The organism is Comamonadaceae bacterium OTU4NAUVB1 (genome assembly GCA_024372625.1).
GTDB lineage: Bacteria > Pseudomonadota > Gammaproteobacteria > Burkholderiales > Burkholderiaceae_C > Variovorax.
Genome location: CP099607.1, coordinates 364,617 through 389,167, shown reverse-complemented (window position 1 = coordinate 389,167; position 24,551 = coordinate 364,617). Strand labels below are relative to the sequence as shown.

The 24,551-nt window shown below is 74.7% G+C and carries 21 protein-coding genes; 16 read left to right on the top strand and 5 right to left on the bottom strand.

The annotated features are described in order from the left end of the window. Nucleotides 1-42: 42 nt before the first annotated feature. Nucleotides 43-714, bottom strand: coding sequence for an SOS response-associated peptidase (locus NF681_21425; protein ID UST56168.1), 672 nt, complete (start codon nt 712-714; stop codon nt 43-45). Nucleotides 715-926: 212 nt separating this feature from the next. On the opposite strand from NF681_21425, the gene NF681_21420 reads away from it, so the two are divergent. Continuing rightward, nucleotides 927-2,063 (top strand): DUF2252 domain-containing protein, encoded by a 1,137-nt coding sequence (locus NF681_21420; GenBank protein UST56167.1) that lies wholly within the window; start codon nt 927-929, stop codon nt 2,061-2,063. Here NF681_21420 and NF681_21415 read toward each other — a convergent pair. After that, nucleotides 2,045-4,528, bottom strand: a complete 2,484-nt coding sequence (locus tag NF681_21415) for a pyrroloquinoline quinone-dependent dehydrogenase (protein ID UST56166.1) — start codon at nt 4,526-4,528, stop codon at nt 2,045-2,047. The genes NF681_21420 and NF681_21415 overlap by 19 nt on opposite strands. Nucleotides 4,529-4,885: 357 nt before the next feature. Continuing rightward, entirely contained in the window at nt 4,886-6,997 is a 2,112-nt protein-coding gene (locus NF681_21410; protein ID UST56165.1) for a TonB-dependent siderophore receptor, read from the bottom strand. Between the two features lie 274 nt (nt 6,998-7,271). Between NF681_21410 and NF681_21405 the strand changes: the two genes are divergently transcribed. From NF681_21405 to NF681_21340, 14 genes are all read left to right on the top strand, one after another. Continuing rightward, complete coding sequence (locus tag NF681_21405) at nt 7,272-8,471, top strand: ABC transporter substrate-binding protein (protein UST56164.1); 1,200 nt, start codon at nt 7,272-7,274, stop codon at nt 8,469-8,471. Next, nucleotides 8,468-9,394 (top strand): branched-chain amino acid ABC transporter permease, encoded by a 927-nt coding sequence (locus tag NF681_21400; GenBank protein UST56163.1) that lies wholly within the window; start codon nt 8,468-8,470, stop codon nt 9,392-9,394. The genes NF681_21405 and NF681_21400 overlap by 4 nt, the downstream gene beginning before the upstream one ends. A 19-nt stretch (nt 9,395-9,413) precedes the next feature. Beyond that, nucleotides 9,414-10,391 carry a branched-chain amino acid ABC transporter permease gene (locus tag NF681_21395; GenBank protein UST56162.1) on the top strand — a complete coding sequence of 326 codons (978 nt, stop codon included), beginning with the start codon at nt 9,414-9,416 and terminating at the stop codon, nt 10,389-10,391. Continuing rightward, nucleotides 10,388-11,158, top strand: coding sequence for an ABC transporter ATP-binding protein (locus NF681_21390; GenBank protein UST56161.1), 771 nt, complete (start codon nt 10,388-10,390; stop codon nt 11,156-11,158). Before NF681_21395 ends, NF681_21390 begins: the two co-directional genes overlap by 4 nt. After that, nucleotides 11,155-11,895, top strand: a complete 741-nt coding sequence (locus NF681_21385; protein ID UST56160.1) for an ABC transporter ATP-binding protein — start codon at nt 11,155-11,157, stop codon at nt 11,893-11,895. Before NF681_21390 ends, NF681_21385 begins: the two co-directional genes overlap by 4 nt. Nucleotides 11,896-11,932: 37 nt before the next feature. Next, nucleotides 11,933-12,820, top strand: coding sequence for an alpha/beta hydrolase (locus NF681_21380; protein ID UST56159.1), 888 nt, complete (start codon nt 11,933-11,935; stop codon nt 12,818-12,820). Between the two features lie 276 nt (nt 12,821-13,096). Continuing rightward, nucleotides 13,097-13,195, top strand: a complete 99-nt coding sequence (kdpF, locus tag NF681_21375; protein ID UST56158.1) for a K(+)-transporting ATPase subunit F — start codon at nt 13,097-13,099, stop codon at nt 13,193-13,195. Nucleotide 13,196: 1 nt separating this feature from the next. Further along, the gene (gene kdpA, locus NF681_21370; GenBank protein UST56157.1) at nt 13,197-14,978 is read left to right on the top strand and encodes a potassium-transporting ATPase subunit KdpA; all 1,782 of its coding nucleotides are present in this window, start codon (nt 13,197-13,199) and stop codon (nt 14,976-14,978) included. A gap of 11 nt (nt 14,979-14,989) precedes the next feature. Then, complete coding sequence (kdpB, locus tag NF681_21365; GenBank protein UST56156.1) at nt 14,990-17,098, top strand: potassium-transporting ATPase subunit KdpB; 2,109 nt, start codon at nt 14,990-14,992, stop codon at nt 17,096-17,098. 37 nt (nt 17,099-17,135) lie between these two features. After that, complete coding sequence (kdpC, locus tag NF681_21360; protein ID UST56155.1) at nt 17,136-17,708, top strand: potassium-transporting ATPase subunit KdpC; 573 nt, start codon at nt 17,136-17,138, stop codon at nt 17,706-17,708. 12 nt (nt 17,709-17,720) lie between these two features. Further along, complete coding sequence (locus tag NF681_21355) at nt 17,721-17,873, top strand: hypothetical protein (protein ID UST56154.1); 153 nt, start codon at nt 17,721-17,723, stop codon at nt 17,871-17,873. Between the two features lie 15 nt (nt 17,874-17,888). Then, on the top strand, nt 17,889-20,741 hold the full coding sequence (locus NF681_21350; GenBank protein ID UST56153.1) for a DUF4118 domain-containing protein: 2,853 nt from the start codon (nt 17,889-17,891) through the stop codon (nt 20,739-20,741). Continuing rightward, a complete protein-coding gene (gene kdpE, locus NF681_21345; GenBank protein UST56152.1) occupies nt 20,738-21,442 on the top strand; it encodes a two-component system response regulator KdpE in 705 nt (234 codons plus the stop codon). Before NF681_21350 ends, kdpE begins: the two co-directional genes overlap by 4 nt. Before the next feature lie 25 nt (nt 21,443-21,467). Beyond that, complete coding sequence (locus NF681_21340) at nt 21,468-21,707, top strand: hypothetical protein (GenBank protein UST56151.1); 240 nt, start codon at nt 21,468-21,470, stop codon at nt 21,705-21,707. Nucleotides 21,708-21,732: 25 nt separating this feature from the next. Here NF681_21340 and NF681_21335 read toward each other — a convergent pair whose 3' ends face one another. Beyond that, nucleotides 21,733-22,662: an aldose 1-epimerase gene (locus NF681_21335; GenBank protein ID UST56150.1), complete on the bottom strand. Its 930-nt coding sequence runs from the start codon at nt 22,660-22,662 to the stop codon at nt 21,733-21,735. After that, nucleotides 22,659-23,621, bottom strand: coding sequence for an SMP-30/gluconolactonase/LRE family protein (locus tag NF681_21330; GenBank protein ID UST56149.1), 963 nt, complete (start codon nt 23,619-23,621; stop codon nt 22,659-22,661). Before NF681_21330 ends, NF681_21335 begins: the two co-directional genes overlap by 4 nt. Before the next feature lie 111 nt (nt 23,622-23,732). Here NF681_21330 and NF681_21325 point away from each other — a divergent pair, with 111 nt between their 5' ends. Continuing rightward, nucleotides 23,733-24,551, top strand: coding sequence for an SDR family oxidoreductase (locus NF681_21325; GenBank protein UST56148.1), 819 nt, complete (start codon nt 23,733-23,735; stop codon nt 24,549-24,551).

Here is a 24,551-nt window from a genome sequence, read left to right as displayed (position 1 = left end):
GGGCGCCGGGCCCGGGACATCGCCCGGCGCTGCCTTCGGCTGTCAGCCAACGCCTTCCAGCGGCCCGGCGTCGAACACCCCCGCGGGTGGGATCCGGAGCAGTTCCTGCGCCTGCGCCGTCGTTCCTTCGAGCCACGTGTCGAAATCCGCCGGCTCGAGGGGAACGACGGAACGCTTGTCCGGACGGTCCGCCGGCGCCTTCGGATCGGGCTTGTGCATGCGCCGCATCAGCGGGTGGTCGTCGGCGTTGAGGGTGAGCATGGTGTAGCTCTCGTGCACCTCGCCGGTGGCCTTGTCGGTCCAGGTGTTCCACAGGCCGGCCAGGCCCCAGGGATCGCCGTCGGCGCGGCGGAAGCGCCACCAGACGTTCTTCCCCGTTTCCCAGTTGGGCTCGTCGAAGGTGGCCGCCGGGATGATGCAGCGCTGGCCGCGCCGCCACGGGTCCTTGTAACTGGCCTTCTGCGCCAGTTCCTCGGCGCGGGCGTTGTTGGTCGGGAACCTGAGCCTGGGTTCCTTCGCGAACCAGGGGATGAGGCCCCACTGGCCGACCACCAGTTCGCGCGCGTAGCCCGTCACGTCGCGCGCCCGCCGCACGAAGGGCCCGGGCGAGCGCGGGAAGACGCCGTGCGGCCAGGGCGCGGCCGGCGCCGGTGCCTCGACGCGCCAGTAGCGCCGCACCTCGGCCTCGGACGGGGATTCGTAGCGATTGCACATCGTCCGATGCTGGGCCCGGGCGGACGCCACGGGCCGTCGGACGCGTCGTCGCGATGCCGTGGGTCGCCCGGTCGCTCCGCCGTCGGCGACGGCGCGCGGAGAATGCGCCCGTGCGCCGCCTCGTCCGGCGCCCCGCCTCGTCCGCCGGCCCCGAACCTCCGCGCCTCCGCGCCTGCGGCGCCTTCCGATCCCCCGCATCCTCTCCGACCCCCATGAACATCGACCAGTCCACCACCGCCTACGAAGCCTGGCTGCACCGCCAACTCCCCGACGGGGTGGTCGAGGCCGACCTGTCGAAGAAGCACGCCCGCATGCGCTCGGGCCGGTTCGTCTTCCTGCGCGCCACCTACTGGCGCTGGGCCGAGGTGATGCCGGCGGTCGCGCCCGAACTGGCCGAGGCGCCCGCGGTGCTCGCCGTGGGCGACGTCCACGTGGAGAACTTCGGCACCTGGCGCGACGCCGACGGCCGCCTGGTCTGGGGCCTCAACGACTTCGACGAGGCTTTCGGGATGCCCTACGCCTTCGACCTGCTGCGCCTGGCGGTGAGCGCCTTCCTGGGCATGGCCGACCTGGGCGAGCCGGCGCCGGCCTCGCTGGCGTCGATCTGCGACGACGTGGAGCGGGGCTATCGCGCCGGGCTGGCGGACCCCCGGCCCTACGTGCTCGACCGCGACCACCCGCGCATGCGCGCGCGGTTCATCGCCAGCGAGGAGGACCGGGCCGCCTTCTGGCGGAAGATGGAGAAGAACGCCTCGGCCGCGCGCGGCGACGTGCCGGCGCGCTTTCGCGCCGCCCTCGACCGGGCGCTGCCCGAGGGCGCCGAAGCGGTGCGGCACTGGCCGCGCACGGCCGGGGTCGGCAGCCTGGGGCGGCCGCGCTGGGTGGCCTCGGCCGAGTGGCGCGGCGGGCCAGTGGTGCGCGAGGCCAAGGCGGCCGTGCCGTCGGGCTGGGCCTACGCCCACGGTCTGGCGCCATCGGCGCCGCGCATCGAGGCCATCGCCCGGGGCCGCCACCGCGCGCCGGACCCGGGCTACCGGCTCGACGCCGGCGGCGTGCTGGTGCGCCGGCTGTCGCCCAACAACCACAAGATCGAGATGGACGTCATGGGCCGCTGGATCTTCGAGCACGACCTGCTGGCCGCCATGGGCCACGAGCTCGCCAACGTGCACGCCGGCGACGAGGGCGCGGCCGCCGCCGTCGGCGCGGACCTGGCGCGCCGCGACCGCCACTGGCTGGCCGATGCCGCCGCACGGGCCGTGGCGTGCGTCGAGGCCGACTTCGCCGACTGGGCGCGCCGGCGTCCGGGGCCGGCCAAGGGCCGGGGCGCCGCTCAGGGCGGCAGCGCGTAGACCACCAGCGCGTCGCCCGCCCGGGTCTTGAGCTGCTTGTGGCCGGTGGCCCCGATGGCGACGTACTGGCGGCCCCGGTGCATGTACGTCATGGCCGAGGCCTGCCCGCCCGCCGGCAGCCGGCCGGACCACAGCAGGCGCCCGGTGGCGGTCTCGAAGGCGCGCAGGTAGTCGTCCTGGGCGGCGGCGATGAAGGTCAGGCCGCTGGCGGTGGTCACCGCCCCGCCGAGGTTGGGCGTGCCCAGCGGGATGCGCAGGCGCATCGGGACCTCCAGCGGGCCGGCGTCGAAACCGGTGCCCAGCGGCCGGCTCCAGGCCAGCGCGCCGGTGGCCAGGTCGGTCGCCGCCAGGAAGCCCCAGGGCGGCGTGTTGCACGGCACGCCCAGCGGCGACAGCCAGATCGGCCGGTCGACGCCCCACGGCGCGCCCTTCTGCGGCGCGACCGTCTGGTCGGGCCGCCGCCCGCCGTCGCCGATGGCCGGGTCCGCGACGTCCGCGCGCGGAACCAGCCGCACCCGGTTGGCCAGCCGGCTGTGGTTGGTCACGACCAGCCCGCGCGCCGGGTCGATGGCCAAGCCGCCCCAGTTGAGCCCGCCGATCGTGCCCGGGTAGAGCAGCGTGCCCAGGCCCTGGTAGGTGGGCGGGGTGTACATGCCTTCGTAGCGCATGCGGTGGAACTGGATGCGGCACAGCGCCGCGTCGACCGGCGTGAGGCCGAAGGCGTGGCGCGCGTCGAGGCGCTCCGGCTCGCGCCCGGGCAGGCCGGCGAAGTTCGGATAGAAGACCGATTGCGGCTGCGTCGGCGACAGCGTCTCGCCCTGCATGCCGCCGCGGGGCGCCGCCACCCGCGCCACCGGGCGCACCGGCTGGCCGGTCTGCGCGTCCAGCACGAACAGCGAACCGGTCTTGGTGCCCTGAATCACCACGCGCCGCGCGCGGCCGTCGATGGTCAGGTCCGTGACCACCGGCTGCGCGCCGATGTCGTAGTCGAAGCGGTCGCGCTCGACGGTGCGGAACACCCAGCGCACCGCGCCGCTGGCCGCGTCGAGCGCGACCACGGCGGCGCCGAAGCGGTCGTCCTCGGGCGCGCGGTCGCCGCCGAAGTGGTCGTTGCCGGCGTTGCCCGTGCCCAGGAACACCAGCCCCAGGCCCTCGTCGGCGGAGATCACGTTCCAGACGTTGGGCGTGCCCCGGGGCCACAGCTCGCCCGGCGCCAGCGGCTCGCCGGGCCGGTCGGCGCGCCGGGCGTCCCAGGCCCAGCGCAACGCGCCGGTGGTCGCGTCGTAGGCGCGCACCACGCCCGAGGGCGCATCGCGGCGCTGGTTGTCGCTGACCTGCTGGCCGACCAGCACCAGGTCGCCGACCACCGCCGGGCCCGAGTTGCTCGACGCGTGGCCGGGCTCGGTCTGGCCCAGCCCGGCGGTCAGGTCGACCGTGCCGTCCTGCCCGAAGCCGGTGCAGGGCGTGCCGCGCGCGGCGTCCAGCGCGAGGAGGCGGCCGTCGGCGGCGGCGACGAAGACGCGGCGCGCGCACGCCAGCGGCGGCGTCAGGGCGTCCGCGTCGGGGCGGGCGTGGTGGCCCACCGCGCGACAGGCCGCGCTGAACATCGACTCCATCGCGCGCGGCGCGACGTGGGGGTCGAAGCGCCAGCGTTCCGCGCCCGTGGCCGGGTCGAGCGCGAAGACCCGGTTGCCCGGCGAGCACACGAACAGCGCGTCGCCGACCTTCAGGGGCGTGTTCTGCGCGGCGTAGGAGACGCGGTCGCTGGGCGCGGTGTCGCCGGTGTGGAAACGCCACGCCTCCCCGAGCGTCGCGACGTTGGCCGGCGTGATCTGCGCGGCGGGGGAGAAGCGCCGGCCGGCGTTGGTGCCGCCGAAGGCGGTCCAGTCGGTGTCGGCGGGGGGCGCGGAAGGTGAGGGCGGGGCGGATGCCATCGTCGCCGGTGGCGGACCGGCGGTCCCGGACGCGCCGGCGGGCGCCATCGGCCGTTCCCAGGCGAACGCCACGGCGCCGGCCAGCGCTCCCGCCGTCGCCCACGCGCCGGCATGCACGGTCCGGCGACGCGATCGTGCCAGGGGCCGACCCAGCAGCCACGCCAGCAGCGTCACCGCGAACAGGCCGGCGATCACGCCCACGCGTGCCGCCAGGTCGATCGCCCAGACGGGCTGCCAGCCCTTGCCCGCGATCTCCCAGAAAGCCCAGCCGATGCTCGACACCAGCGCAACCGCGAGCAGTCCGACGCCCAGCCCCGGCCGGCCGCGCCAGGCCGCGAGCGCGCCGCCCGCCAGCACGGCGCCGCACAGCGCGTAGTAGGCGCTGCCGCCAAGCGTCGCCAGCCAGAGGCCCAGGCCCAGCATCGCCAGCCCCAGCAGTCCCGCCAGCGTCTGCGCCCCCAGCCCTGCGAGGCGCCAGCCACCGGCCGAGCGGACGGGGAAGCGGGGCGGAAGGGCGGGAGGCGTCTTCATGGCACGGGCTTTCGCGGCGCCGCCTGGGCGCGGGCGCCCGTGAGCGGCAGGGATGATCGGGTTGCGAGGACCGACGATGGCGTCGTGGGCGCTGGAACGAATGGCGTTGGAGGCCCGGGGGTTCGACGGTCCGCCCGAAGATCTTCCCCCACGAAGACTTCCTGCCCATGTCGTCCGATGTCGGAACCCGCGCGTCGCCGGGGCCGGCGCGCTGCCCTTGACGTCGCCGGGAACCACTGCCGGACCACCCACACCACCGGACCGAGTCCATGCGTGGGCGCCGTGCACCGTCTCGCCGTGGATGCGGTGCGCCGGACGCAGGGTACGACGCCAGGCGTCAGCGGATGGCCGTCGGCCTCAGAACTTCACCTGCACGCTCGCCACCAGCTGGCGGCCGAGGCCCGGGATCACCGTCAGCGCGCCCCAGGAGGCCAGCGCGTAGTGCCTGTCGAAGGCGTTGTGCAGCTCCAGGCCGAGCCGCGTGCGGGGATCGACCTGCCAGTAGCTCGTCAGGCGCACGGTGGTGTAGGCCGGCAGGCGGTAGGTGTCGGTGGCGGTGCCGGTGCGTTCGCCCACGTGCACCACGCCGCCGCCCACGCCGTAGCGCCCGCCGCCGGGCAGGCGGTCCTCGCGGATGGCGAACAGGCCGGCGCTCACGCGCGGGATGTTGGCCAGGCGCTTGCCGACCAGGGCGGGGTTGTTGTCGCGCGTGACCTCGGCGTCGGTGAAGGCGACGTTGGCCGTCATGCGCCAGTTCGCGTCGAGCTGGCCGGCCACGTCGGCTTCCACGCCGCGGCTGCGCACCTCCCCGGCGGCGATGTTGAAGTTGACGTTGGTCGGGCTGCGCGTGAGCACGTTGGTCTTCTGGATGTCGAAGGCCGCCAGTGCCGCGTTCATGCGCTGGTCGCTCGACTGCCACTTGGCGCCGACCTCGAACGCCTGGCCCTTCTGCGGCGCGAAGGCGGTGCCGGTCTCGTCGGCGCCGGCGTTGGGACGCAACGAGCGGCCGGCAGAGACGTAGAGCGAGGTGTCGGGCGTCGGCAGGTAGGTCAGGCCGACGCGCGGCGTGGCCGCCGCGTGGTCCTGCACCTGCCGCGTGCCGGCCAGGAAGTCCTTGAAGTCCTGGTGGAAGCGGTCGACGCGCACGCCGGCGAGCAGTTTCCAGCGCGCGCCCAGGTCGACCTGGTCCTGCACGAAGACGCCGGTGGCGCGCTGGCGGTCGTCGGTCGAGAACCCCGGCCGCAGGACCCCCCGGGGCTGGCCGTAGACGGGGTCGAGGATGTCGATGGCGAAGGGCTGCGTCGCCAGGGTGGAGTAGTCGATGCCCTGTCCCATCGCCAGCCGCCACGACTCGACCCCCGCCAGCAGCGTGTGTCCCAGGCCGGCGGTGCGGAACCTGCCTTCCACCTCGGCCTGCAGCGAGACATCGCGCGCGGGCAGCGTGCGCCAGCTGTCGCGCCGCGTCAGCGTGCGGCCGTCGGCGCGCAGGGTGCCGTTGAGGTCGACGGCGTCGCCCTCCAGCTCGGTCTCTCGATAGGAGGCGCCCACGCGCGCGCGCCAGCCGCCGCCCAGTTCGCGGTCCAGCGCCAGCTGGTGCGTGTCGCCGGCCACGCGCAGGTTGTCGCGCGCGGGCTCGCCCAGGTAGCGGTCGCGCGGCAGGGCCAGGGCGTTGCCGCCGACCTGTACCAGACCCCGGTCGAGCGGCGTGCGGATGCGGATGAATTCGGCCTCGTAATGCAGCACGGTGTCGGCGTCGATGACCCAGGTCAGCGCCGGGGCGACCACGACCTTGCGGCTGTCCACCAGGCTGGTGCGGCTCGCGCCGTCCTCGGCCGCGACGTTCAGGCGATAGGCCACGTTGCCGCCCAGGGGGCCGGTGGTGTCGAGCGTGGCGCGCCGGAAGCCCAGGCCGCCGACCTGCAGGCCGGCCGCGTGCGAGGGCGTGAACTGCGGCTTCTTGGTGACGACGTTGAGCGTGCCGCCGGGCTCGCTGCTGCCGTAGAGCGCGGCGGCCGGGCCCTTGAGGAACTCGATGCGCTCGACGCTGGCCACGTCGCGCTGCGGCCCGTAGCCGCGCCCCGAGGCGAAGCCGTTGAGCAGCGAGCCGCTATCGGTGTTGCTGAAGCCGCGGATGGCGTAGTTGTCCCAGGTGCCGCCGAAGTCGTTGAGGCGGGCGATGCCGCTGACGTAGTCGATCGTGTCGGACAGGCGCGTGGCGCCCAGGTCGTCCATCAGCTGGCGCGGCACGACGCGCACCGACTGCGGGGTCTCGATGAGCGGCGTGTCGGTGCGGGTCGCGGCGGTGTTGCGCCGGGTGCCGTCGTAGCCGGTGGCGCCGGTGGTGTCACGGACCTCGATCTCCTCGAGCGTGGGAGCGGTCTGGGCCTGGGCGGTGGCGGCGCACAGCGCCAGGACGGCGGCGCGCAGCGGAACGGCGCGAAGCGGGAATGGGGAGAAAGGAGCGGGCATCGGCACGGAATGGTGAAGGGAAGGCGATCGCGCGCACGCACACGGCGATGCGTGGAGCGAGAGGACAGGGAAGGTCGGCGGCCGTCGGGGAACGGGACGCGATGCCCGCGTGCCGATGGGTGGCGGGGCGCGCGATTCTAGGTCTCGATGAGAATTGTTTGCAATTGGGATCGGCTCTGGCGCTGTGGCGGGTCCGCCGGCCGGCCGGCGCACGCCGGAACTGCTACGCTGCGCCGCCCGTTCCGGCTCCACCGACAAAAGAAAGGTCATCTCCATGCAGACCGCTCCCGCCTCCCCGTTCCGTCCGCTGGCACTGGCCGCGCTCGCCGCGCTGACGCTCGCCGCGTCGCCCGCCCGGGCCGCCGACGCGGTCAGGATCGGCCTGCTCAGCACCCTGTCGGGCCCCGGTGCCGGCCTGGGCGTGGACATCCGCGACGGCTTCCAGCTGGCGGTGCAGCAGGGCGGCGGCAAGCTCGGCGGGCTGCCGGCCGAGGTGGTGGTGGCCGACGACCAGCAGAGTCCCGACGTGGCCCGCCAGACCGCCGACCGCCTGATCAAGCGCGACAGGGTCGACTTCATGACCGGCATCGTGTTCTCCAACGTGATGCTGGCCGTGGGCGCGCCGACCTTCCAGTCGAAGACCTTCTACGTCAGCGCCAACGCCGGGCCGTCGCAGTACGCCGGCGAGCAGTGCAACCCGTACTTCTTCAGCGCCAGCTACCAGAACGACAACCTGCACGAGGCGGTGGGCAAGACGGTGGCCGACAAGGGCTTCAGGCGGGTCGCCCTGCTCGCGCCCAACTACCCCGCCGGCAAGGACGCCCTGGCCGGCTTCAAGCGCTTCTACAAGGGCGAGGTCGCGCTGGAGAGCTACACCCCGCTCAACCAGCTCGACTACGGCGCCGAGATCGCGAAGATGCGCGCGGCGAAGCCCGACGCCGTCTACATCTTCCTGCCCGGCGGCCTGGGCATCAACTTCATCAAGCAGTTCGTCGGCGCGGGCCTGTCCAAGGACATGACGCTGTTCGGGCCCGGCTTCTCGGCCGACGAGGACGTGATCAAGGCGGTCGGCGAGCCGATGCTGGGCATGTTCAACAGCTCGCTGTGGGCGCACGACCTCGACAACGCGGCCAACCGGCGCTTCGTCGCCGACTTCCAGAAGGCGTACGGCCGCCTGCCCACGCTCTACGCGGCGCAGGGCTACGACGCCGCGCGGCTGATCGACGGGGCGGTGCGCGACGTCAAGGGCCGGCTCGACGACAAGGCCGCCGTGCGCAAGGCGCTGGAGGCGGCGCGCTTCGAATCGGTGCGCGGCGCCTTCCGCTTCAACACCAACCACTTCCCGATCCAGGACTACGTCCTGCGCGTGGTCACCAAGGACGCCCAGGGCCGCGTGACCAACCGCACCCTAAGCACCGTCTTCAAGAACCACGCCGACGCCTACGTCGGCGCCTGCAAGATGCCGGCGGCATGACCGGGGCCGGGGTGCTGGTCCTGGAGCAGGCGCTCAACGGCCTGCAGTTCGGGCTGATGCTGTTCCTGCTGGCCGCTGGCCTGACGCTGGTCTTCGGCATCATGGACATGATCAACCTGGCCCACGGCTCGCTCTACATGGTGGGCGCCTACCTGATCGCCACCGCCGCGGCGGCCACCGGCTCGTTCTGGATCGGCCTGCTCGCCGGCGTGGCGGGCACCGCCGTCGTCGGCATGCTGCTGGAGGTGACGGTGCTGCGCCGGCTCTACCGGCGCGACCACCTTTCCCAGGTGCTGGGCACCTTCGCGATCCTGCTGATGGCCAACGAGGGCGTGCGCATGCTGTGGGGCTCCCAGCCGATCGCGCTGAACCCGCCGGCGTTCCTGGCGGGACCGGTCGAGCTGCTGCCGGGCTTCTCCTACCCGGCCTACCGGCTGCTGATCATCGGCGTCGGGCTGGCGGTGGCGGCCTTGCTCTACGTGGGGGTCGCGCGCACGCGGCTGGGCATGCAGGTGCGCGCCGGCGCGTCCAACCGCGAGATGGCGCGCGCCATGGGCGTGGACGTGCGGCGCCTGTTCACGGCCGTCTTCGGCGTGGGCGCGGCGCTGTGCGCGGTCGCCGGCGGCATGCTGGGGCCGCTGCTGGCGGTGCAGGTCGGCATGGGCGAGAGCATCCTGATCCTGGCCTTCGTGGTGATCGTCATCGGCGGCATCGGCTCGATCCGGGGCGCGCTCTTCGGCGCGCTGCTGGTCGGCGTGGTCGACACCGCCGGGCGCGCCCTGATCCCGCTGGCCTTCGACCGCTGGCTGGGCGCGGAGGCGGCCGCGAGCGCCGGCCCGGCGCTCGCGTCGATCCTGATCTACCTGCTGATGGCCGCCGTGCTGTTCTGGAAACCGCGCGGGCTGTTCCCGGCGCACGGCTGAGGCCGATGGACCCGCGCCGATGACGACGAACCCATCCACCCCATCCCCCGGCGTGCTCGACCACCCGCTGCGCGCGCGCGGCGGCCTCGCCGTGCTGGTGCTGCTGGCCGCGCTGCCGCCCGCCGCCTCGGCCCTGGGCGAGGACTTCTACATCGGCCTGGCGACCCGCATCCTGATCTTCGCGCTGGCCGCGACCAGCCTGAACCTGGTCGTGGGCTTCGGCGGACTGGTGAGCTTCGGTCATGCCGCGTTCGTCGGCCTGGGCGCCTACGCGGTGGGCATCCTGATGCAGCAGGGCGTGGCCTCGGCGTGGGTCGCCTGGCCGGCGGCGGTCGCGGCCGGCGCGCTGTTCGCCCTGGCGGTGGGCGCGGTCAGCCTGCGCACGCGGGGCGTCTACTTCATCATGATCACGCTGGCGTTCGCGCAGATGCTGTACTACCTGGCGGTGTCGGTGAAGGCCTGGGGCGGCGACGACGGCCTGACGCTGCCGGGCCGCTCGGTGGTGGCCGCGGGCTTCGACCTCGCGAGCGACACGCGCTTCTACTACGTCGTGCTGGCGCTCTTCGCGCTCGCCTTCATGGGCATCCAGCGCCTGCTGGCCGCGCGCTTCGGCCACGTGCTGCAGGCCGCGCGCGAGAACGAGACGCGCATGGCCGCCATCGGCTTCCCGGTCTACCGCTACCGCCTCGTCGCCTTCACCCTGGCCGGCGGACTCGCCGGGCTGGCCGGGGCGCTGCTGGCCAACCAGTCGGGCTTCGTCAGCCCGGCGCTGCTGCAGTGGAACCAGTCGGGCCTGCTGCTGGTGATGATCATCCTGGGCGGGGTCGGCCACCTCTGGGGCGGTTTCGTCGGCGCGGCGGCGTTCCTGCTGCTGGAGGAGGTGCTGTCGGCCCACACGATCCACTGGCAGTTCGCGCTCGGCGCGGTGCTGCTGGCGGTGGTGCTGGCCGCGCCGCGCGGGCTCGCGGGCTGGACGCGGCGGGGGGAGGGCGCATGAGCGCGGCGCCGCTGCTGCACGTCGAGGGCCTGGTGAAGCGTTTCGGCGGCCTGGTCGCCACCGACCACGCCGAGCTGCGCGTCATGCCGGGCGAGCTGCACGCGCTCATCGGCCCCAACGGCGCGGGCAAGACGACGCTGATCCACCAGCTCTCCGGCGCGCTGGCGCCCGACGCCGGGCGCATCGTCTTCGGCGGCGAGGACGTCACGCGGTCGTCGATGCCGCGCCGCGTGCTGGGCGGGCTGGCCCGCTCCTACCAGATCACCAGCGTCTTCCGCCGCCTGTCGGTGCGCGACAACCTGGCGCTGGCGGTGCAGGCGCGCCAGGGCTCGAGCCTGCGCTTCTGGCGTCCGGCGCGCGCGGAGACCGCCCGCTACGCCGAGGCCGACGCGGTCGCCGCGCGCGTCGGCCTGGGCGGGCGGGAGCGGGCGATTGCCGGCGCCCTGGCCCACGGCGAGCAGCGCCAGCTCGAGGTCGGCCTGGCGCTGGCGACGTCGCCGCGCCTGCTGCTGCTCGACGAGCCGATGGCCGGCATGGGGCCGGACGAGTCCGAGCGCATGCTGGCGCTGCTCGAGTCGCTGCGCGGCACGACCACGATGCTGCTGGTGGAGCACGACATGGACGCGGTGTTCCGGCTGGCCGACCGCATCTCGGTGCTGGTGTCGGGGCGCGTGATCGCCGAGGGCGCGCCGGCGCACATCCGCGCCCATCCGGCGGTGCGGCGCGCCTACCTGGGCGACGCGTCGCCGGCGGAGGCCGTCTCGTGAGCGCGGCCGAGGGGTCGGGCACCGCGCGGCCGGCGCTGCTGGAGGTCGACGACCTGCAGGCGTCCTACGGCAGCAGCCAGGTGCTGTTCGGCGTCGGCCTGCGCATCGGCGCGGGCGACGTCGCCACGCTGCTGGGGCGCAACGGCATGGGCAAGACCACCACCGTGCGCGCGCTGCTCGGCCTGCTGCGCCCGGCCGGCGGCACGGTGCGTTTCCTGGGCGAGCGCATCGAGCGCCTGGAGCCCGACCGCATCGCCCGCATGGGCCTGGCGGTGGTGCCCGAGGGCCGGCAGATCTTCCCCAACCTGTCGGTGACGGAGAACCTGCGCGCCTTCGCCGCCAACCGCAACCGCTCGGCCGATCCGTGGACGCTCGATCGCGTGCACGACCTGTTCCCCCGGCTGGCCGAGCGCGCGCGCAACCGGGGCGACCAGCTCTCCGGCGGCGAGCAGCAGATGCTCGCCATCGGCCGGGCGCTGATGACCAACCCGCACCTGCTGGTGCTCGACGAGGCCACCGAGGGCCTGGCGCCGCTGGTGCGCGAGGAGATCTGGCGCTGCCTCGCGCGGCTGCGCGCCGGGGGCCAGAGCATCCTGGTGATCGACAAGTACGTGCAGCGCCTGATCGCGCTGGCCGACACCCACACCATCGTGCAGCGCGGGCGCGTCGTCTGGCAGGGCGATTCGGCCGCCCTGGCGGCGCAGCCCGACCTCTGGCAGACCTACATCGGGGTCTGACGCCCGCTTCACCGTCCCTTCTTCGAGGAACCGTCCCATGCCCCGCCTCTACCGCGACTTCCAGACCCAGGAACAGATCGACGCCCAGTACGACCCCGCCCTGCCGGTGGCCGACCGGGCGGCGGAGATCCGCCACTATGCCGAGCGCAGCGCGCACGCCCGCGCGACGCTGGCCTGCCGCACGGGCGTGCCCTACGGCCCGACGCGCGCCGAGACGCTGGACATCTTCCCGGCCGACCGGCCGGACGCGCCGGTGTTCGTCTTCATCCACGGCGGCTACTGGCGCGCGCTGTCGGCGGCGGATTTCGGCTGCGTCGCGCTGGGCCTGCAGCGGCGCGGCATCACGGTGGTGGTGCCCGACTACGCGCTGTGCCCCACGGTCACGCTCGACGAGATCGTGCGCCAGGCGCGCGCGGCCTGCGCCTGGGTGCTGCGCCACATCGGCGCGCACGGCGGCGACCCGGCGCGGGTGGCGGTGGGCGGCAGTTCGGCCGGCGGCCACCTCGCGGCGATGTGCCTGCAGACCGAGTGGGCGCGCGACTACGGCCTGCCGGCCGACCCGTTCGCCGGCGCGGTGCTCGCCAGCGGGCTGTACGACCTCGCGCCGCTGCGCTTCAGCTACCTGCAGCCCAAGATCCAGCTGACCGAGGAGATCGTGCGGCGCTGCTCGCCGGCCCTGCTGGCGATGCGCGCGTGCCCCACGCCCGTGCTCGTGACCTGGGGCGGCCGGGAGCAGGCCGAGTTCGCGCGCCAGTCGCTCGCCTGGCGCGACGCGTGGCGGGCGGCGGGCAACCGGGTCGAGCTGCTCGACCAGCCCGACGCGCAGCACTTCTCGGCCATCCACGGCTTCGAGGACCCGGACAGCGCGCTGTGCGACTGGCTGGCGCGCGCGCTGTCGGCGGACGGCCCCGGCGCGAGCGCCTGACGGGGCCGCGCCCCACGCCCGGGCCGGCGCCGTCACGGCCGGGTTTTTACGCTTTCTTTACGCCGCCGCCCGCCATCTCTTCCCCGTTTTTACGGACGTCTCGCGAGACTTCCGCCTGCGCCGCAAACAGGCGCGGGAACGAGAGATGGACATCGCATGGATCGCGGCCGGGGCCGCTTTGTGGGCCGGGGTCGCCGGCATGGTGGTCGGGCTCGACCGGCTCGCCGGGGTGGGACGGACGGCGGGCGCGGCGCCCTCGGCGACGGGAGCGCGCGAATGATCGCCATGGACGTGCTCTACGGCGTCGGCGGCCTGGTCGCCCTGCTGCTGTTCGCCTACCTGGTCGTCGCGCTGATCCGCGCGGAGGCGTTCTGACATGGACGCCACCGCCTGGGGCCTGACGACGGCGCTGCTCGCCCTGCTGGTCGTGCTGGGCTGGCCGCTCGGGCGCTTCGTCGCGGCGCTGTGCGAGGGCCGGCTGCCGCGCTGGACGGCGCGCGTGGAGGCGCCGCTCTACCGGCTGGCCGGGGTCGTGCCCGGACGCCCGATGCACTGGCGCGACTACGCCTTCTCGCTGCTGGCCTTCAACGCGCTGGGCGTGGCGGCCGTGTACGCCCTGCAGCGCGGCCAGGCGCTGCTGCCGCTCAATCCGGCGGGCCTGGGGCCGGTGTCGGCGGATTCGGCCTTCGACACCGCCGTGAGCTTCGTCTCCAACACCAACTGGCAGGGCTACGCGGGGGAGGCGACGATGAGCCACCTCACGCAGATGCTCGGCCTGGCGGTGCAGAACTTCCTGTCGGCGGCCACCGGCATCGCGGTCGCCTTCGCGCTGGCCCGGGGCTTCGCCGCGCGCGGCGCCGGCAAGGGCACCGGGACCGAGGCCGGGGGCGGCGACGCGGCGCCGCGCGGCGCCATCGGCAACTTCTGGGTCGACGTCACGCGCATCACGCTCTGGCTGCTGCTGCCGCTGGCCTTCGTGTTCGCGCTGTTCCTGGCCGGCCAGGGCGTGGTCCAGAACTTCGACGCGCCGCGCGCGGCGACCCCGCTGGCGGCCACCGCGACGGCCACCGGCACGTTCGCGACGCAGGCCATCGCCATGGGGCCGGTGGCCTCGCAGGAGGCGATCAAGGTGCTGGGCACCAACGGCGGCGGCTTCTTCAACGCCAACTCGGCCCATCCCTTCGAGAACCCGACGGCGCTGACCAACTTCGCGCAGATGCTGGCGATGTTCCTGATCCCGACCGCCCTGTGCTTCGCGTTCGGCCGGGTGGTGGGCGACCGGCGCCAGGGCTGGGCGCTGCTGGCGGCCATGACGGTGCTGTTCGTCGCCGCCGTGGCGGTCATCGTGCCGGCCGAGCAGGCGGGCAATCCGCTGCTGACGCCCCTGGGCGTGGACCAGGCGGCGGGCGCGCTGCAGGCCGGCGGCAACATGGAAGGCAAGGAGACGCGCTTCGGCATCGCGGGCACGGCGCTGTTCGCGACCGTGACGACGGCGGCCTCCGTGGGCGCGGTCAACGGCATGCACGACGCCTTCACGCCGCTGGGCGGCATGGTGCCGATGGTGCTGATGCAGCTGGGGGAGGTGGTCTTCGGCGGCGTCGGCAGCGGGCTCTACGGCATGCTGGTCTTCGCCATCCTGGCGGTCTTCATCGCCGGCCTGATGATCGGCCGCACGCCGGAGTACCTCGGCAAGAAGATCGAGGTGCACGAGATGAAGCTGACCTCCGTGGCCATCCTGGTCACGCCGATGCTGGTGCTCGCGGGCACCGCGCTCGCGGTGAGCCTGGGGGCGGGCCGCGCGGGCATCGCCAATCCGGGGCCGCACGGGTTCTCGGAAATCCTCTACGCGCTGACCTCGGCGGCCAACAACAACGGCAGCGCGTTCGCCGGGCTCTCGGCCAACACGCCGTTCTACAACGCGCTGCTGGCGGTGGCGATGTGGCTGGGCCGCTTCGGGATGATCGTGCCGGTGCTGGCCATCGCGGGGGCGCTGGCGGCCAAGCCGCGCCTGCCCGCCACGGCCGGCACCATGCCCACGCACGGGCCGCTGTTCGTCGCGCTGCTGGTGGGCACGGTGGTGCTGGTGGGCCTGCTGAACTACGTGCCGGCGCTCGCCCTCGGCCCGGTCGTCGAACAACTCATGGCATCGCGCCACTGAAGGATCTCCCCATGTCAGGCAGTTCGTCCCTTTCCCTGTTCGACGCGGCCCTGGTCGTCCCGGCGCTGCGCGGCGCGGTGGCCAAGCTCGATCCGCGCGTGCAGTGGCGCAATCCGGTCATGTTCATCGTCTACGTCGGCAGCGTGCTGACCACGCTGCTGTGGGTGCACGCGCTGACCCACCCGGAGGACGGCGGCATGCCGCCGTCCTTCGCCGGCGCCACCGCGGTGTGGCTGTGGTTCACGGTGCTGTTCGCCAATTTCGCCGAGGCGCTGGCCGAGGGGCGCGGCAAGGCGCAGGCGGCGTCGCTGCGCGGCCTGCGCCAGGACACCTGGGCGCGCAAGCTGAAGACGCCGCGCCGCGACGGCGGCTTCCTGCCGGTGCGCGCGAGCGAACTGCGCCGCGACGACGTCGTGTGGGTCGAGGCCGGCGACGTGATCCCGCTCGACGGCGAGGTGATCGAGGGCGTGGCCGCGGTCGACGAGAGCGCCATCACGGGCGAGTCGGCGCCGGTGGTGCGCGAGTCGGGCGGCGACTTCAGCGCCGTCACCGGCGGCACCCGCGTGCTGTCGGACTGGCTGGTGGTGCGCGTGGGCGTGAACCCGGGCGAATCGTTCCTCGACCGCATGATCGGCATGGTCGAGACCGCCCGGCGCCAGCGCACGCCCAACGAGGTCGCGCTGACCGTTCTGCTGGTGGCGCTGACGCTGGTGTTCCTGATGGTCACCGTCACGCTGCTGCCGTTCTCGGTCTTCGCCGTCGGCGCGATGGGCGCGGGCACGGTGGTGTCGCTGACCGCGCTGGTCGCGCTGCTGGTCTGCCTGATCCCCACGACCATCGGCGGGCTGCTGGCGGCCGTGGGCGTGGCCGGCATGAGCCGGATGATGCAGGCCAACGTGATCGCGACCTCGGGCCGCGCGGTCGAGGCGGCGGGCGACGTCGACGTGCTGCTGCTGGACAAGACCGGCACCATCACGCACGGCCACCGCCAGGCCGACGCCTTCCTGCCGGCCCCGGGCGTCGAGCCCGCGCGGCTGGCGCGCGTGGCGTTGCTGGCCTCGCTGGCCGACGAGACGCCCGAGGGCCGCAGCATCGTCGAGCTGGCGCGGCGCCAGGGCGTGTCGGACGCCGCGGTCGAGGGCGCGCGCCCGGTGGCCTTCACGGCCCACACGCGCATGAGCGGCGCCGACCTGCCGGCCGCGTCCGGCGCGCCCGGCGCGCCGGCGGGCGACGGCGGCACGGGGGCGTTGCGCAAGGGCGCGGTGGCGGCGGTGCGCCGGCACGTCGAGGCGCTCGGCGGCACGATGGCCCCCGAGGTCCTGCGCGCCGCCGAGGACGTCGCGCGGCGTGGCGGCACGCCGCTGGCCGTGGCCGAGGGCGCGCGCGCGCTGGGCGTCGTCGAGCTCAAGGACATCGTCAAGGCCGGCATCCGCGAGCGCTTCGCCGAACTGCGCGCGATGGGCATCCGCACCATCATGATCACCGGCGACAACCCGCTCACCGCCGCCGCCATCGCGGCGGAGGCCGGCGTCGACGACTTCCTGGCCGAGGCCACGCCCGAGGACAAGCTCGCGCTGATCCGCCGCTACCAGGCCGAGGGCCGCCTGGTCGCCATGACCGGCGACGGCACCAACGACGCCCCCGCGCTGGCCCAGGCCGACGTGGCGGTGGCCATGGGCAGCGGCACGCAGGCCGCCAAGGAGGCCGGCAACATGGTCGACCTCGACTCCAACCCGACCAAGCTGCTGGAGGTGGTGGAGACCGGCAAGGCGCTGCTGATGACGCGCGGCTCGCTCACCACCTTCTCCATCGCCAACGACGTGGCCAAGTACTTCGCCATCATCCCGGCGATCTTCGTGGGCACCTACCCGCAGCTCGGCGCGCTCGACGTGATGCGCCTGGGCAGCCCGTCGTCGGCCATCCTGAGCGCGGTGATCTTCAACGCGCTGGTGATCGTCTTCCTGATCCCGCTGGCGCTGAAGGGCGTGCGCTACCGGCCGGTGGGCGCGGCCGCGCTGCTGCGCCGCAACCTCGCCATCTACGGCCTGGGCGGCCTGGTGGTGCCCTTCGCCGGCATCAAGCTCATCGACCTCCTGCTGGTCGCGCTCGGCCTGGCCTAGGCCCGCGACCCGCCCCTCCCACCGGAACCTCCACGCCATGACCTCCATCCTCCGTCCCGCGCTCGTGCTGCTCGCGCTGTTCAGCGCGCTCACCGGCCTGCTCTATCCGCTGGCCGTCGCGGGTGTCGCGCGCGCCGCCTTCCCCGCCCAGGCCGCCGGCAGCCTGATCGAGCGCGACGGCCGCGTCGTCGGCTCGCGCCTGATCGGCCAGTCGTTCACCGAGCCCCGGCACTTCTGGGGCCGGCCCTCGGCGACGGCGCCGGCGCCCTACGACGCGAACGCGTCCGGCGGCGCCAACCTGGGGCCGCTCAACCCGGCGCTGGTGGAGGCCGTGCGAGGCCGCGTCGCGGCGCTGCGTGCGGCCGATCCGGGCAACACGGCGCCGGTGCCGGTGGACCTGGTGACGACCTCGGCGAGCGGGCTGGACCCGGACATCAGCCCGGCCGCCGCGCGCTACCAGATCGCCCGCGTCGCCCGTGCGCGGGGCCTGCCGGTGGAGCGGGTCGCGGCGCTGGTCGAGCGCGGGACCGAGCCGCGCTGGGCCGGCGTGCTGGGCGAGCCCCGCGTCAACGTGCTGGCGCTGAACCTGGCGCTCGACGCCCTGCGCTGAGGGACCGGGCGCATGGACCGCCTCGACCTGCTCCGCGTGCTCTGCGCGTGCGCGACCTTCTGCCTGCCGTTGGGCTTCGCGTGGTTCGTGCTGCGGCGCACGGTGCGCCGGCATCGGCACGGCGCGGTACGCTCGGCCGGCGCGCGCCGCCCGCGCGCGCCCTGACCGTCCGTCCGTCCCATGCCCGAACCCCTCCGCCCCGACCCCGACGCGCTGCTCGCCCAGTGGCGCGGCGAGACGGCGCGCGCCGCGCGGGGCCGCCTGCGCATCTACTTCGGCGCCAACGCCGGTGTCGGCAAGACCTGGGCGATGCTCGTCGCCGCCCGCCGCGAGCACGCCGCCGGCCGCGACGTGCTGATCGGGGTGGTCGAGACGCACGGCCGCGCCGAGACCGCCGCCCTGCTCGAGGGCCTGGCGCGGCTGCCGCTGCGGGAGGTCGCGCGGCGCGGCCACGCGCTGGGCGAGTTCGACCTCGACGCCGCGCTGGCGCGCCGGCCCGAGGTGCTGCTGGTCGACGAGCTGGCGCATTCGAATGCGCCGGGCTCGCGCCATGCCAAGCGCTGGCAGGACGTGCGCGAGCTGCTCGACGCCGGCATCGAGGTATGGTCGGCGCTCAACGTGCAGCACCTGGAGGGCCTGAACGGCACCATCGGCGCCATCACCGGCGTGCGCGTCCAGGAGACGGTGCCCGACCGCGTGCTCGACGAGGCCGACGAGGTGGTGCTGGTCGACGTCACGCCCGACGAGCTCACTGCGAGGCTGGCGGCCGGCAAGGTCTACCTGCCGGCGCAGGCCGAGCGGGCGGCGCGCAACTTCTTCCGCAAGGGCAACCTGATCGCGCTGCGCGAGATCGCCCTGCGGCGTACCGCCGAGCACGTGGAGGACGACATGCGCGGCTGGCGCGTGGCGCAGTCCGGCAGCGCGTCCGGGGACGGGGCCGGCGAGGGCGGCCTGCAGGCCTGGGACACCTCCGGCGCGATCCTGGCGTGCGTCGGCCCGCGCGAGGACGCGGCGCAGACCGTGCGCGCGGCCGCCCGCCTGGCCGCGCGGCTCAACGTGCGCTGGCACGCGGCCTACGTGGAGACGCCCGCCCTGCAGCGCCTGCCGGCGTGGCGGCGCGACCGCATCCTGGCGGTGCTCGAACTCGCGGGCGAGCTGGGCGCGGCGACGGCGGTGCTGACCGGGGCCGACGTGGCCCGCGCCCTGGCCGCCGAGGCCCGGCGCCTGAACTGCGCCACGCTGGTGATCGGACGGCCCGGCGCGGCGACCGGCTGGCGCCGCGCCTGGCCCCGGGCGTCGCTCGCCCGCGCGCTGGCGCGCCGCGCGCCGTCGCTCGACATCGTGGAGGCCGCCACGGCGCCGGACGCGCGCCGGCTCGCCGGCCGCCGCACGGGCGCGCCGGAGGACGCGCCCGACGCGCCCGGAGGGGACACGGACGGCGCCGACGCCGCCGACGGCGCGTCCGGGCGCAGGCACGGCCACGTCTGGGCGGTGGTCGCCGCCGTCGCCGTGACGCTGGTCGCCACGCCGCTGTCGGGCGTGCTGGAGGAGGTCAACATCGTCATGCTGTTCCTGCTGGGCGTGGTCGGCATCGCGATGCGCTTCGGGCGCGGGCCGGCGGCGCTGGCGGCGCTGCTCGACGTGGCCGCCTTCGACTTCTTCTTCGTCACGCCGCGCTGGTCCTTCGCCATCAGCGACGTGCAGTACCTCGTGACCTTCGCCGTCATGCTCGCCGTCGGGCTGCTGGTGGGCCAGCTCACCGCCGGCTTGCGCTTCACCGCGCGCGTGTCGGCGAGCCGCGAGCGGCGCGCGCAGTCGCTGTTCGAGCTGACGCGCGAACTGTCCGGCGCGCTGGAACACGCGCAGGTGGCGGCGCTGGGCGCGGCGGCCGTGCAGCGCCACTTCGGCGGCGCGGCGCGGGTGCTGGTGGCCGACGCGGCCGATCGCCTCGTGCCACCCGAGCCGCTGCCCGAGGGCTTCGACATGGGCGTGGCCGAATGGGCCTTCGCCCAGGGCCGCAGCGCCGGCCTGGGCACCGCCACGCTCGCCGCGCAGCCGTGGCACTGCGTGCCGCTCGCCGCGCCGATGCGGGTGCGCGGCGTGCTGGCGCTGCGCCCGGCGCGGCCGCGCTGGCTGCGCATCCCGGAGCAGGCGCGGCAGCTGGAGACGCTCGCGCGCCAGATCGCCATCGCGCTGGAACGCGTCCACTACGTCGAGGTGGCGCAGCGGGCGGTGGTGGAGATGGAATCGGAGTCGCTGCGCAACACGCTGCTCGCGGCGATCTCGCACGACGTGCGCACGCCGCTGACCGCGCTCGTCGGGCTGGCCGACTCGCTGCAGGCACCGGAAACGGAGACGGCCGGGTCGCCGGCCGACCGCGCGCGCGCGGAGACGGCGCGCGCCATCGTGGCGCAGGCGCGCGCCCTGCATGCGCTGGTGGGCAACCTGCTGGACATGGCGCGCCTGGAGGCCGGCGGCGGCGCCGCCGTGGCGCTCCGGCGCGAATGGCAGTCGGTGGAGGAGGTGGTCGGCGCGGCGATCCGCGTGGCGCGTCCCGCGCTCGGCGAGCGCGTGGTGGCGACCGACCTCGCGCCCGACCTGCCGCTGGTGGAGTTCGACGCCGTGCTGATGGAGCGCGTGCTGGTCAACCTGCTGGAGAACGCCGCGAAGTACGGCGCGCCGCCGATCGTGATCGCGGCGCACGCCACCGACGCCGCCCTGGTGGTCGCGGTGCGCGACCACGGCCCCGGACTGCCGCCGTCGATGCGCGGCCGCGCGCACGCCCTGTTCGACAAGTTCACGCGCGGCCAGGCCGAATCGGCCACGCCGGGCGTCGGCCTCGGCCTGGCCATCTGCAAGGCGATCGTCCAGGCGCACGGCGGCACGATCGCGGCGGCCGACGGCGCGCACGGCGGCGCGGAATTCACCCTCGTCCTGCCGCGCCGCGCGCCGCCCGGCGTCCCGGAGCCGGCCGAGACGGCCGAGCCGTCCGGGGCGGCGGTGACGGCCCGGCCCCCTGGAGCGGCCCCGTGAACCCGCCCGTCGCCATCGTCGTCGAGGACGAACCGCAGATCCGCCGTTTCGTGCGCGGCGCCCTGGAGGCCGAGGGCTGGCAGGTGCACGAGGCGGGGTCGCTGCGCGAGGGCACGGCGGCCGTCGGCACGCGCTCGCCCGACCTGGTGGTGCTGGACCTGGGCCTGCCCGACGGCGACGGCATCGACCTGATCCGCGACGTCCGCGGCTGGTCGGCGGTGCCGATCATCGTGCTGTCGGCGCGCATCGACGAGGCCGACAAGATCGCCGCCCTGGACGCGGGCGCCGACGACTACCTGACCAAGCCCTTCGGCACCGGCGAGCTGCTGGCGCGCGTGCGGGCCAACCTGCGCCGCCGGCAGGGCGCCGCCGGCGGCGCATCGGCCGAGGCCGGCGGCGACGTCGTGTTCCGCTTCGGCGAGGTCGAGGTCGACCGCCTCGCCCGGGTGGTGCGCCGCCGGGGCGCCGAGGTCCACCTGACCCCGACCGAGTACCGGCTGCTGACCGCGCTGGTGGCCAACCCGGGCCGGGTGCTCACCCAGCGCCAGCTGCTGCGCGACGTGTGGGGCCCCTCCCACGTCGACCAGGGCCATTACCTGCGCGTCTACATGGGCCACCTGCGGCAGAAGCTGGAGGCCGACCCGGCCCAGCCACGGCACCTGCTCACGGAGACCGCCGTGGGCTACCGCCTCGTCGTCTGAGCGTCCCCGCACCACCCCCGCGTCCATGAACCGACCCACCCGCACCGCCGCCGAACTACAGGCCCTGCTGATCGAACGCATCGAGGCCATCCCCGAACTGCGGGGCCGGTCCACCGACGTGCACGCGGGCGGCGTCGTGGGCATCGAGGCCGAGGAGGGCGGCCCGAACTGGACCGTGCGCGTCGTGAGCGACCCCGGGCGCTACCGCACCGACATCGCGCGCATCGTGCGGCAGCTGCAGATGCGCTTCGACCTGGAGGACTGAGGGCGGGCGGCCCGGCGCGGCCCGCCTAGAGCGCCTCGAAGCGCCAGGCGACGTCCAGCCGCATCGACTCGCCCGTGGCCAGCACGCGCAGGCCGGGCCGTCCCGGCAGGTGGAAGGCGTCGATGGGATGGGTGATCGGTTCGAAGCAGAAGGCCGGTCCCTCCGGTGGCCGGTAGACCAGGCAGAAACCTTCGGTGGCGACGGCGCCGCCGCCGAGGGCCGGCGCGCGCTGCGCGACGCGCAGCCGCAGCCGGTGCTCGGGCCAGTCGACGTGCGCGTGGCCGTCCCAGCCGGTGAAGCCGTTGTCGATCAGCCCGCCCCAGGCCGACATGCCGGCGTCCAGCGTCCAGCCCTCGGGCAGCTCGCGCGTGTGCCCGGTCGGCATCGGGTCGGCGCCGCATCGCCAGACGCCGCGCACCGGCGCCCGCACGCGCGTGGCCGCGGTGCGCGGGAACCAGGGGTGCAGGCCCAGGCCGTAGGGCAGCGGGTCGGCGCCCCGGTGGGTGACTTCCACGCGCTGGTCGAGCCCGCCCTCGACCAGGCGGAAGGTCTGCACCGCGTCGTAGTCGTGGGGGTTGCCGTCGAAGCGGCGCGAGGCCAGCGCCATGACCATCGTGTCGTCGTCCGGCTGCGCGAGCGTCCACGGCTGCAGCCAGCCGTCGCCGTGGATCGGGTAGGGCTCGCCCGCGCGGTTCGGGCGCATGGGATGGAACGCGCCGTCGTGCGCGAAGCCGCCGCCGCCGATGCGGTTGGACCACGGCACCATCGCGAACGAGGCCAGCCGGTAGCGGTCGGGCGTGACGCCGTCCCAGGGCCGCCAGAGGTCCAGCGGCGCGCCGCCGTCGGCCGCCTCGCGGACCCAGGCGGCGACCCCGCCGCCGAGCGTGGGCACGAGGCCGAGCCGCTGGCCGGCGTGCCGCAGCCAGGTGACAGGATGGGTCGTCGGGGAGGTCATGGGGCGTGGGGTCCGAAGCGGTGGGCCGGCCGGCCGGGGCCGTCGAGCTCGATGGCGAAGAGGCCGCCCGCGAGCGGTTGCGCCGCGCGGTCGGCGGCGTCCAGCCCGGTGGCGGCGCTGGTGACGTAGAGCGTGCGCAGGTCGGGGCCGCCGAAGGCGCAACTGGTGATCTGGCGTGCCGGCAGCGCGATGCGGCCCAGCTCGGAGGCGCTGACCGGGTCGTGGCAGCTCACGCAGCCGGCGCCCCAGCGCGCGATCCACACGCGGCCGGCCGCGTCGGTCGTCATGCCGTCGGGCAGGCCGTCGCCGCGCGGCAGGCGCAGCCAGGGCCGGCGGTTCGACAGGGTGCCGGCGACGGCGTCGAAGTCGTAGGCCAGCACGGTGCCGCGCACCGTGTCGTTGAAGTACATCGTGGCGCCGTCGGCCGACCACGTCGGGCCGTTGGTGACGGCGAAGCCGGCGTCGTGGCGGGTGGTGGCGCCGTCGGGGTCGTGGCGGTAGAGCGCGCCGGCGGGCGCCACGCAGTCGAAGTCCATGGTGCCGCCCCAGAAGCGGCCGCGCGCGTCGCACCTGCCGTCGTTGAAGCGGTTGGTGGCGGGCTCGTCCGGCCGGTGGCGGTAGCGCGTCTCGCCGGTCGCCGGGTCGAAGGTGGCGAAGCCGCGCCGCAGCGTGACCAGCAGCAGGCCCGGCGCGGCCGCGCGGCCGTCCCGCCCCGCCCCCGCCGCGTCGTCGGCGAACTCGGCCACCGCCGAGATCTCCTCGTCGAAGGTCCAGCTGGCGCGGTCCCCGTCGGCCGGCCGCAGGCGATGCAGCCGCCGGCCGAGGATGTCGACCCACCACAGCGCCTGCAGCCGGGGCGACCACAGGGCGCCTTCACCGAGCAGGGCGCCGGCGTCCCACACGCAGCGCGGCGGGCCGAGGGGGAGGGGAGCGGGCGGCGCGGCGCGGTCTGTGTTCACGGGGCGTGTCGGCGGGGGGCGCCGGAGGAGTCGCTTGACGCGTCGGATCGTATCAAGGCATATTGATAATGAAAAGAAGCGTTTTCAATATATATCAATACAAGGTTTGCAATGAACGAAGAGACAACGCCCGGAGCCACCGGCGCCGGCGCGGGCGACGCGCCTTCCCCTTCCGCCACCCATCCGAGCCTGCGCGGCCGCGCGGTCTTCGTCACCGGCGGGGGCAGCGGCATCGGCGCGGCGATCGTGCGGGCGTTCGCCGCGCAGGGCGCGCGGGTCGCCTTCGTCGACATCGCCGAGGCGCCCAGCCGCGCGCTCGCCGCCGCCGTCGAGGCCGCCGGCGACCCCGCGCCGTGGTGGCGCGCGTGCGACGTGCGCGACGTCGCGGCGCTGCAGGCCGCGATCGCGGAGGCGGCCGAGGCGCTCGGCGACTTCGCCGTGCTGGTCAACAACGTGGCGAGCGACGACCGCCACACGCTCGAATCGGTCACGCCCGGCTACTACGACGACCGCATGGCCATCAACGAGCGGCCGGCCTTCTTCGCCATCCAGGCGGTGGTGGCGGGCATGCGCCGGCGGGGCGCGGGGTCGGTGATCAACCTGGGCTCGACCGGCTGGCAGGGCAAGGGCGCGGGCTACCCGTGCTACGCCATCGCCAAGTCGTCGGTCAACGGCCTCACGCGCGGGCTGGCGCGCACGCTGGGACGCGACCGCATCCGCATCAACACGGTCTCGCCCGGCTGGGTCATGACCGAGCGCCAGATCGCGTTGTGGCTCGACGAGGAGGGCGAGCGCGAACTGCAGCGCAACCAGTGCCTGCCCGACAAGCTGCAGCCGCACGACATCGCGCGCATGGTGCTGTTCCTGGCCTCCGACGACGCGGCGATGTGCACGGCGCAGGAGTTCACGGTCGACGCCGGCTGGGTCTAG

Excerpts from the sequence above, each read along its gene's own strand:
- NF681_21425 (UST56168.1), bottom strand. The coding sequence starts at position 714 with ATGTGCAATCGCTACGAATCCCCGTCCGAGGCCGAGGTGCGGCGCTAC.
- NF681_21420 (UST56167.1), top strand. The coding sequence starts at position 927 with ATGAACATCGACCAGTCCACCACCGCCTACGAAGCCTGGCTGCACCGC.
- NF681_21415 (UST56166.1), bottom strand. The coding sequence starts at position 4,528 with ATGAAGACGCCTCCCGCCCTTCCGCCCCGCTTCCCCGTCCGCTCGGCC.
- NF681_21410 (UST56165.1), bottom strand. The coding sequence starts at position 6,997 with ATGCCCGCTCCTTTCTCCCCATTCCCGCTTCGCGCCGTTCCGCTGCGC.
- NF681_21405 (UST56164.1), top strand. The coding sequence starts at position 7,272 with ATGCAGACCGCTCCCGCCTCCCCGTTCCGTCCGCTGGCACTGGCCGCG.
- NF681_21400 (UST56163.1), top strand. The coding sequence starts at position 8,468 with ATGACCGGGGCCGGGGTGCTGGTCCTGGAGCAGGCGCTCAACGGCCTG.
- NF681_21395 (UST56162.1), top strand. The coding sequence starts at position 9,414 with ATGACGACGAACCCATCCACCCCATCCCCCGGCGTGCTCGACCACCCG.
- NF681_21390 (UST56161.1), top strand. The coding sequence starts at position 10,388 with ATGAGCGCGGCGCCGCTGCTGCACGTCGAGGGCCTGGTGAAGCGTTTC.
- NF681_21380 (UST56159.1), top strand. The coding sequence starts at position 11,933 with ATGCCCCGCCTCTACCGCGACTTCCAGACCCAGGAACAGATCGACGCC.
- kdpF (UST56158.1), top strand. The coding sequence starts at position 13,097 with ATGATCGCCATGGACGTGCTCTACGGCGTCGGCGGCCTGGTCGCCCTG.
- kdpA (UST56157.1), top strand. The coding sequence starts at position 13,197 with ATGGACGCCACCGCCTGGGGCCTGACGACGGCGCTGCTCGCCCTGCTG.
- kdpB (UST56156.1), top strand. The coding sequence starts at position 14,990 with ATGTCAGGCAGTTCGTCCCTTTCCCTGTTCGACGCGGCCCTGGTCGTC.
- kdpC (UST56155.1), top strand. The coding sequence starts at position 17,136 with ATGACCTCCATCCTCCGTCCCGCGCTCGTGCTGCTCGCGCTGTTCAGC.
- NF681_21355 (UST56154.1), top strand. The coding sequence starts at position 17,721 with ATGGACCGCCTCGACCTGCTCCGCGTGCTCTGCGCGTGCGCGACCTTC.
- NF681_21350 (UST56153.1), top strand. The coding sequence starts at position 17,889 with ATGCCCGAACCCCTCCGCCCCGACCCCGACGCGCTGCTCGCCCAGTGG.
- NF681_21340 (UST56151.1), top strand. The coding sequence starts at position 21,468 with ATGAACCGACCCACCCGCACCGCCGCCGAACTACAGGCCCTGCTGATC.
- NF681_21335 (UST56150.1), bottom strand. The coding sequence starts at position 22,662 with ATGACCTCCCCGACGACCCATCCTGTCACCTGGCTGCGGCACGCCGGC.
- NF681_21325 (UST56148.1), top strand. The coding sequence starts at position 23,733 with ATGAACGAAGAGACAACGCCCGGAGCCACCGGCGCCGGCGCGGGCGAC.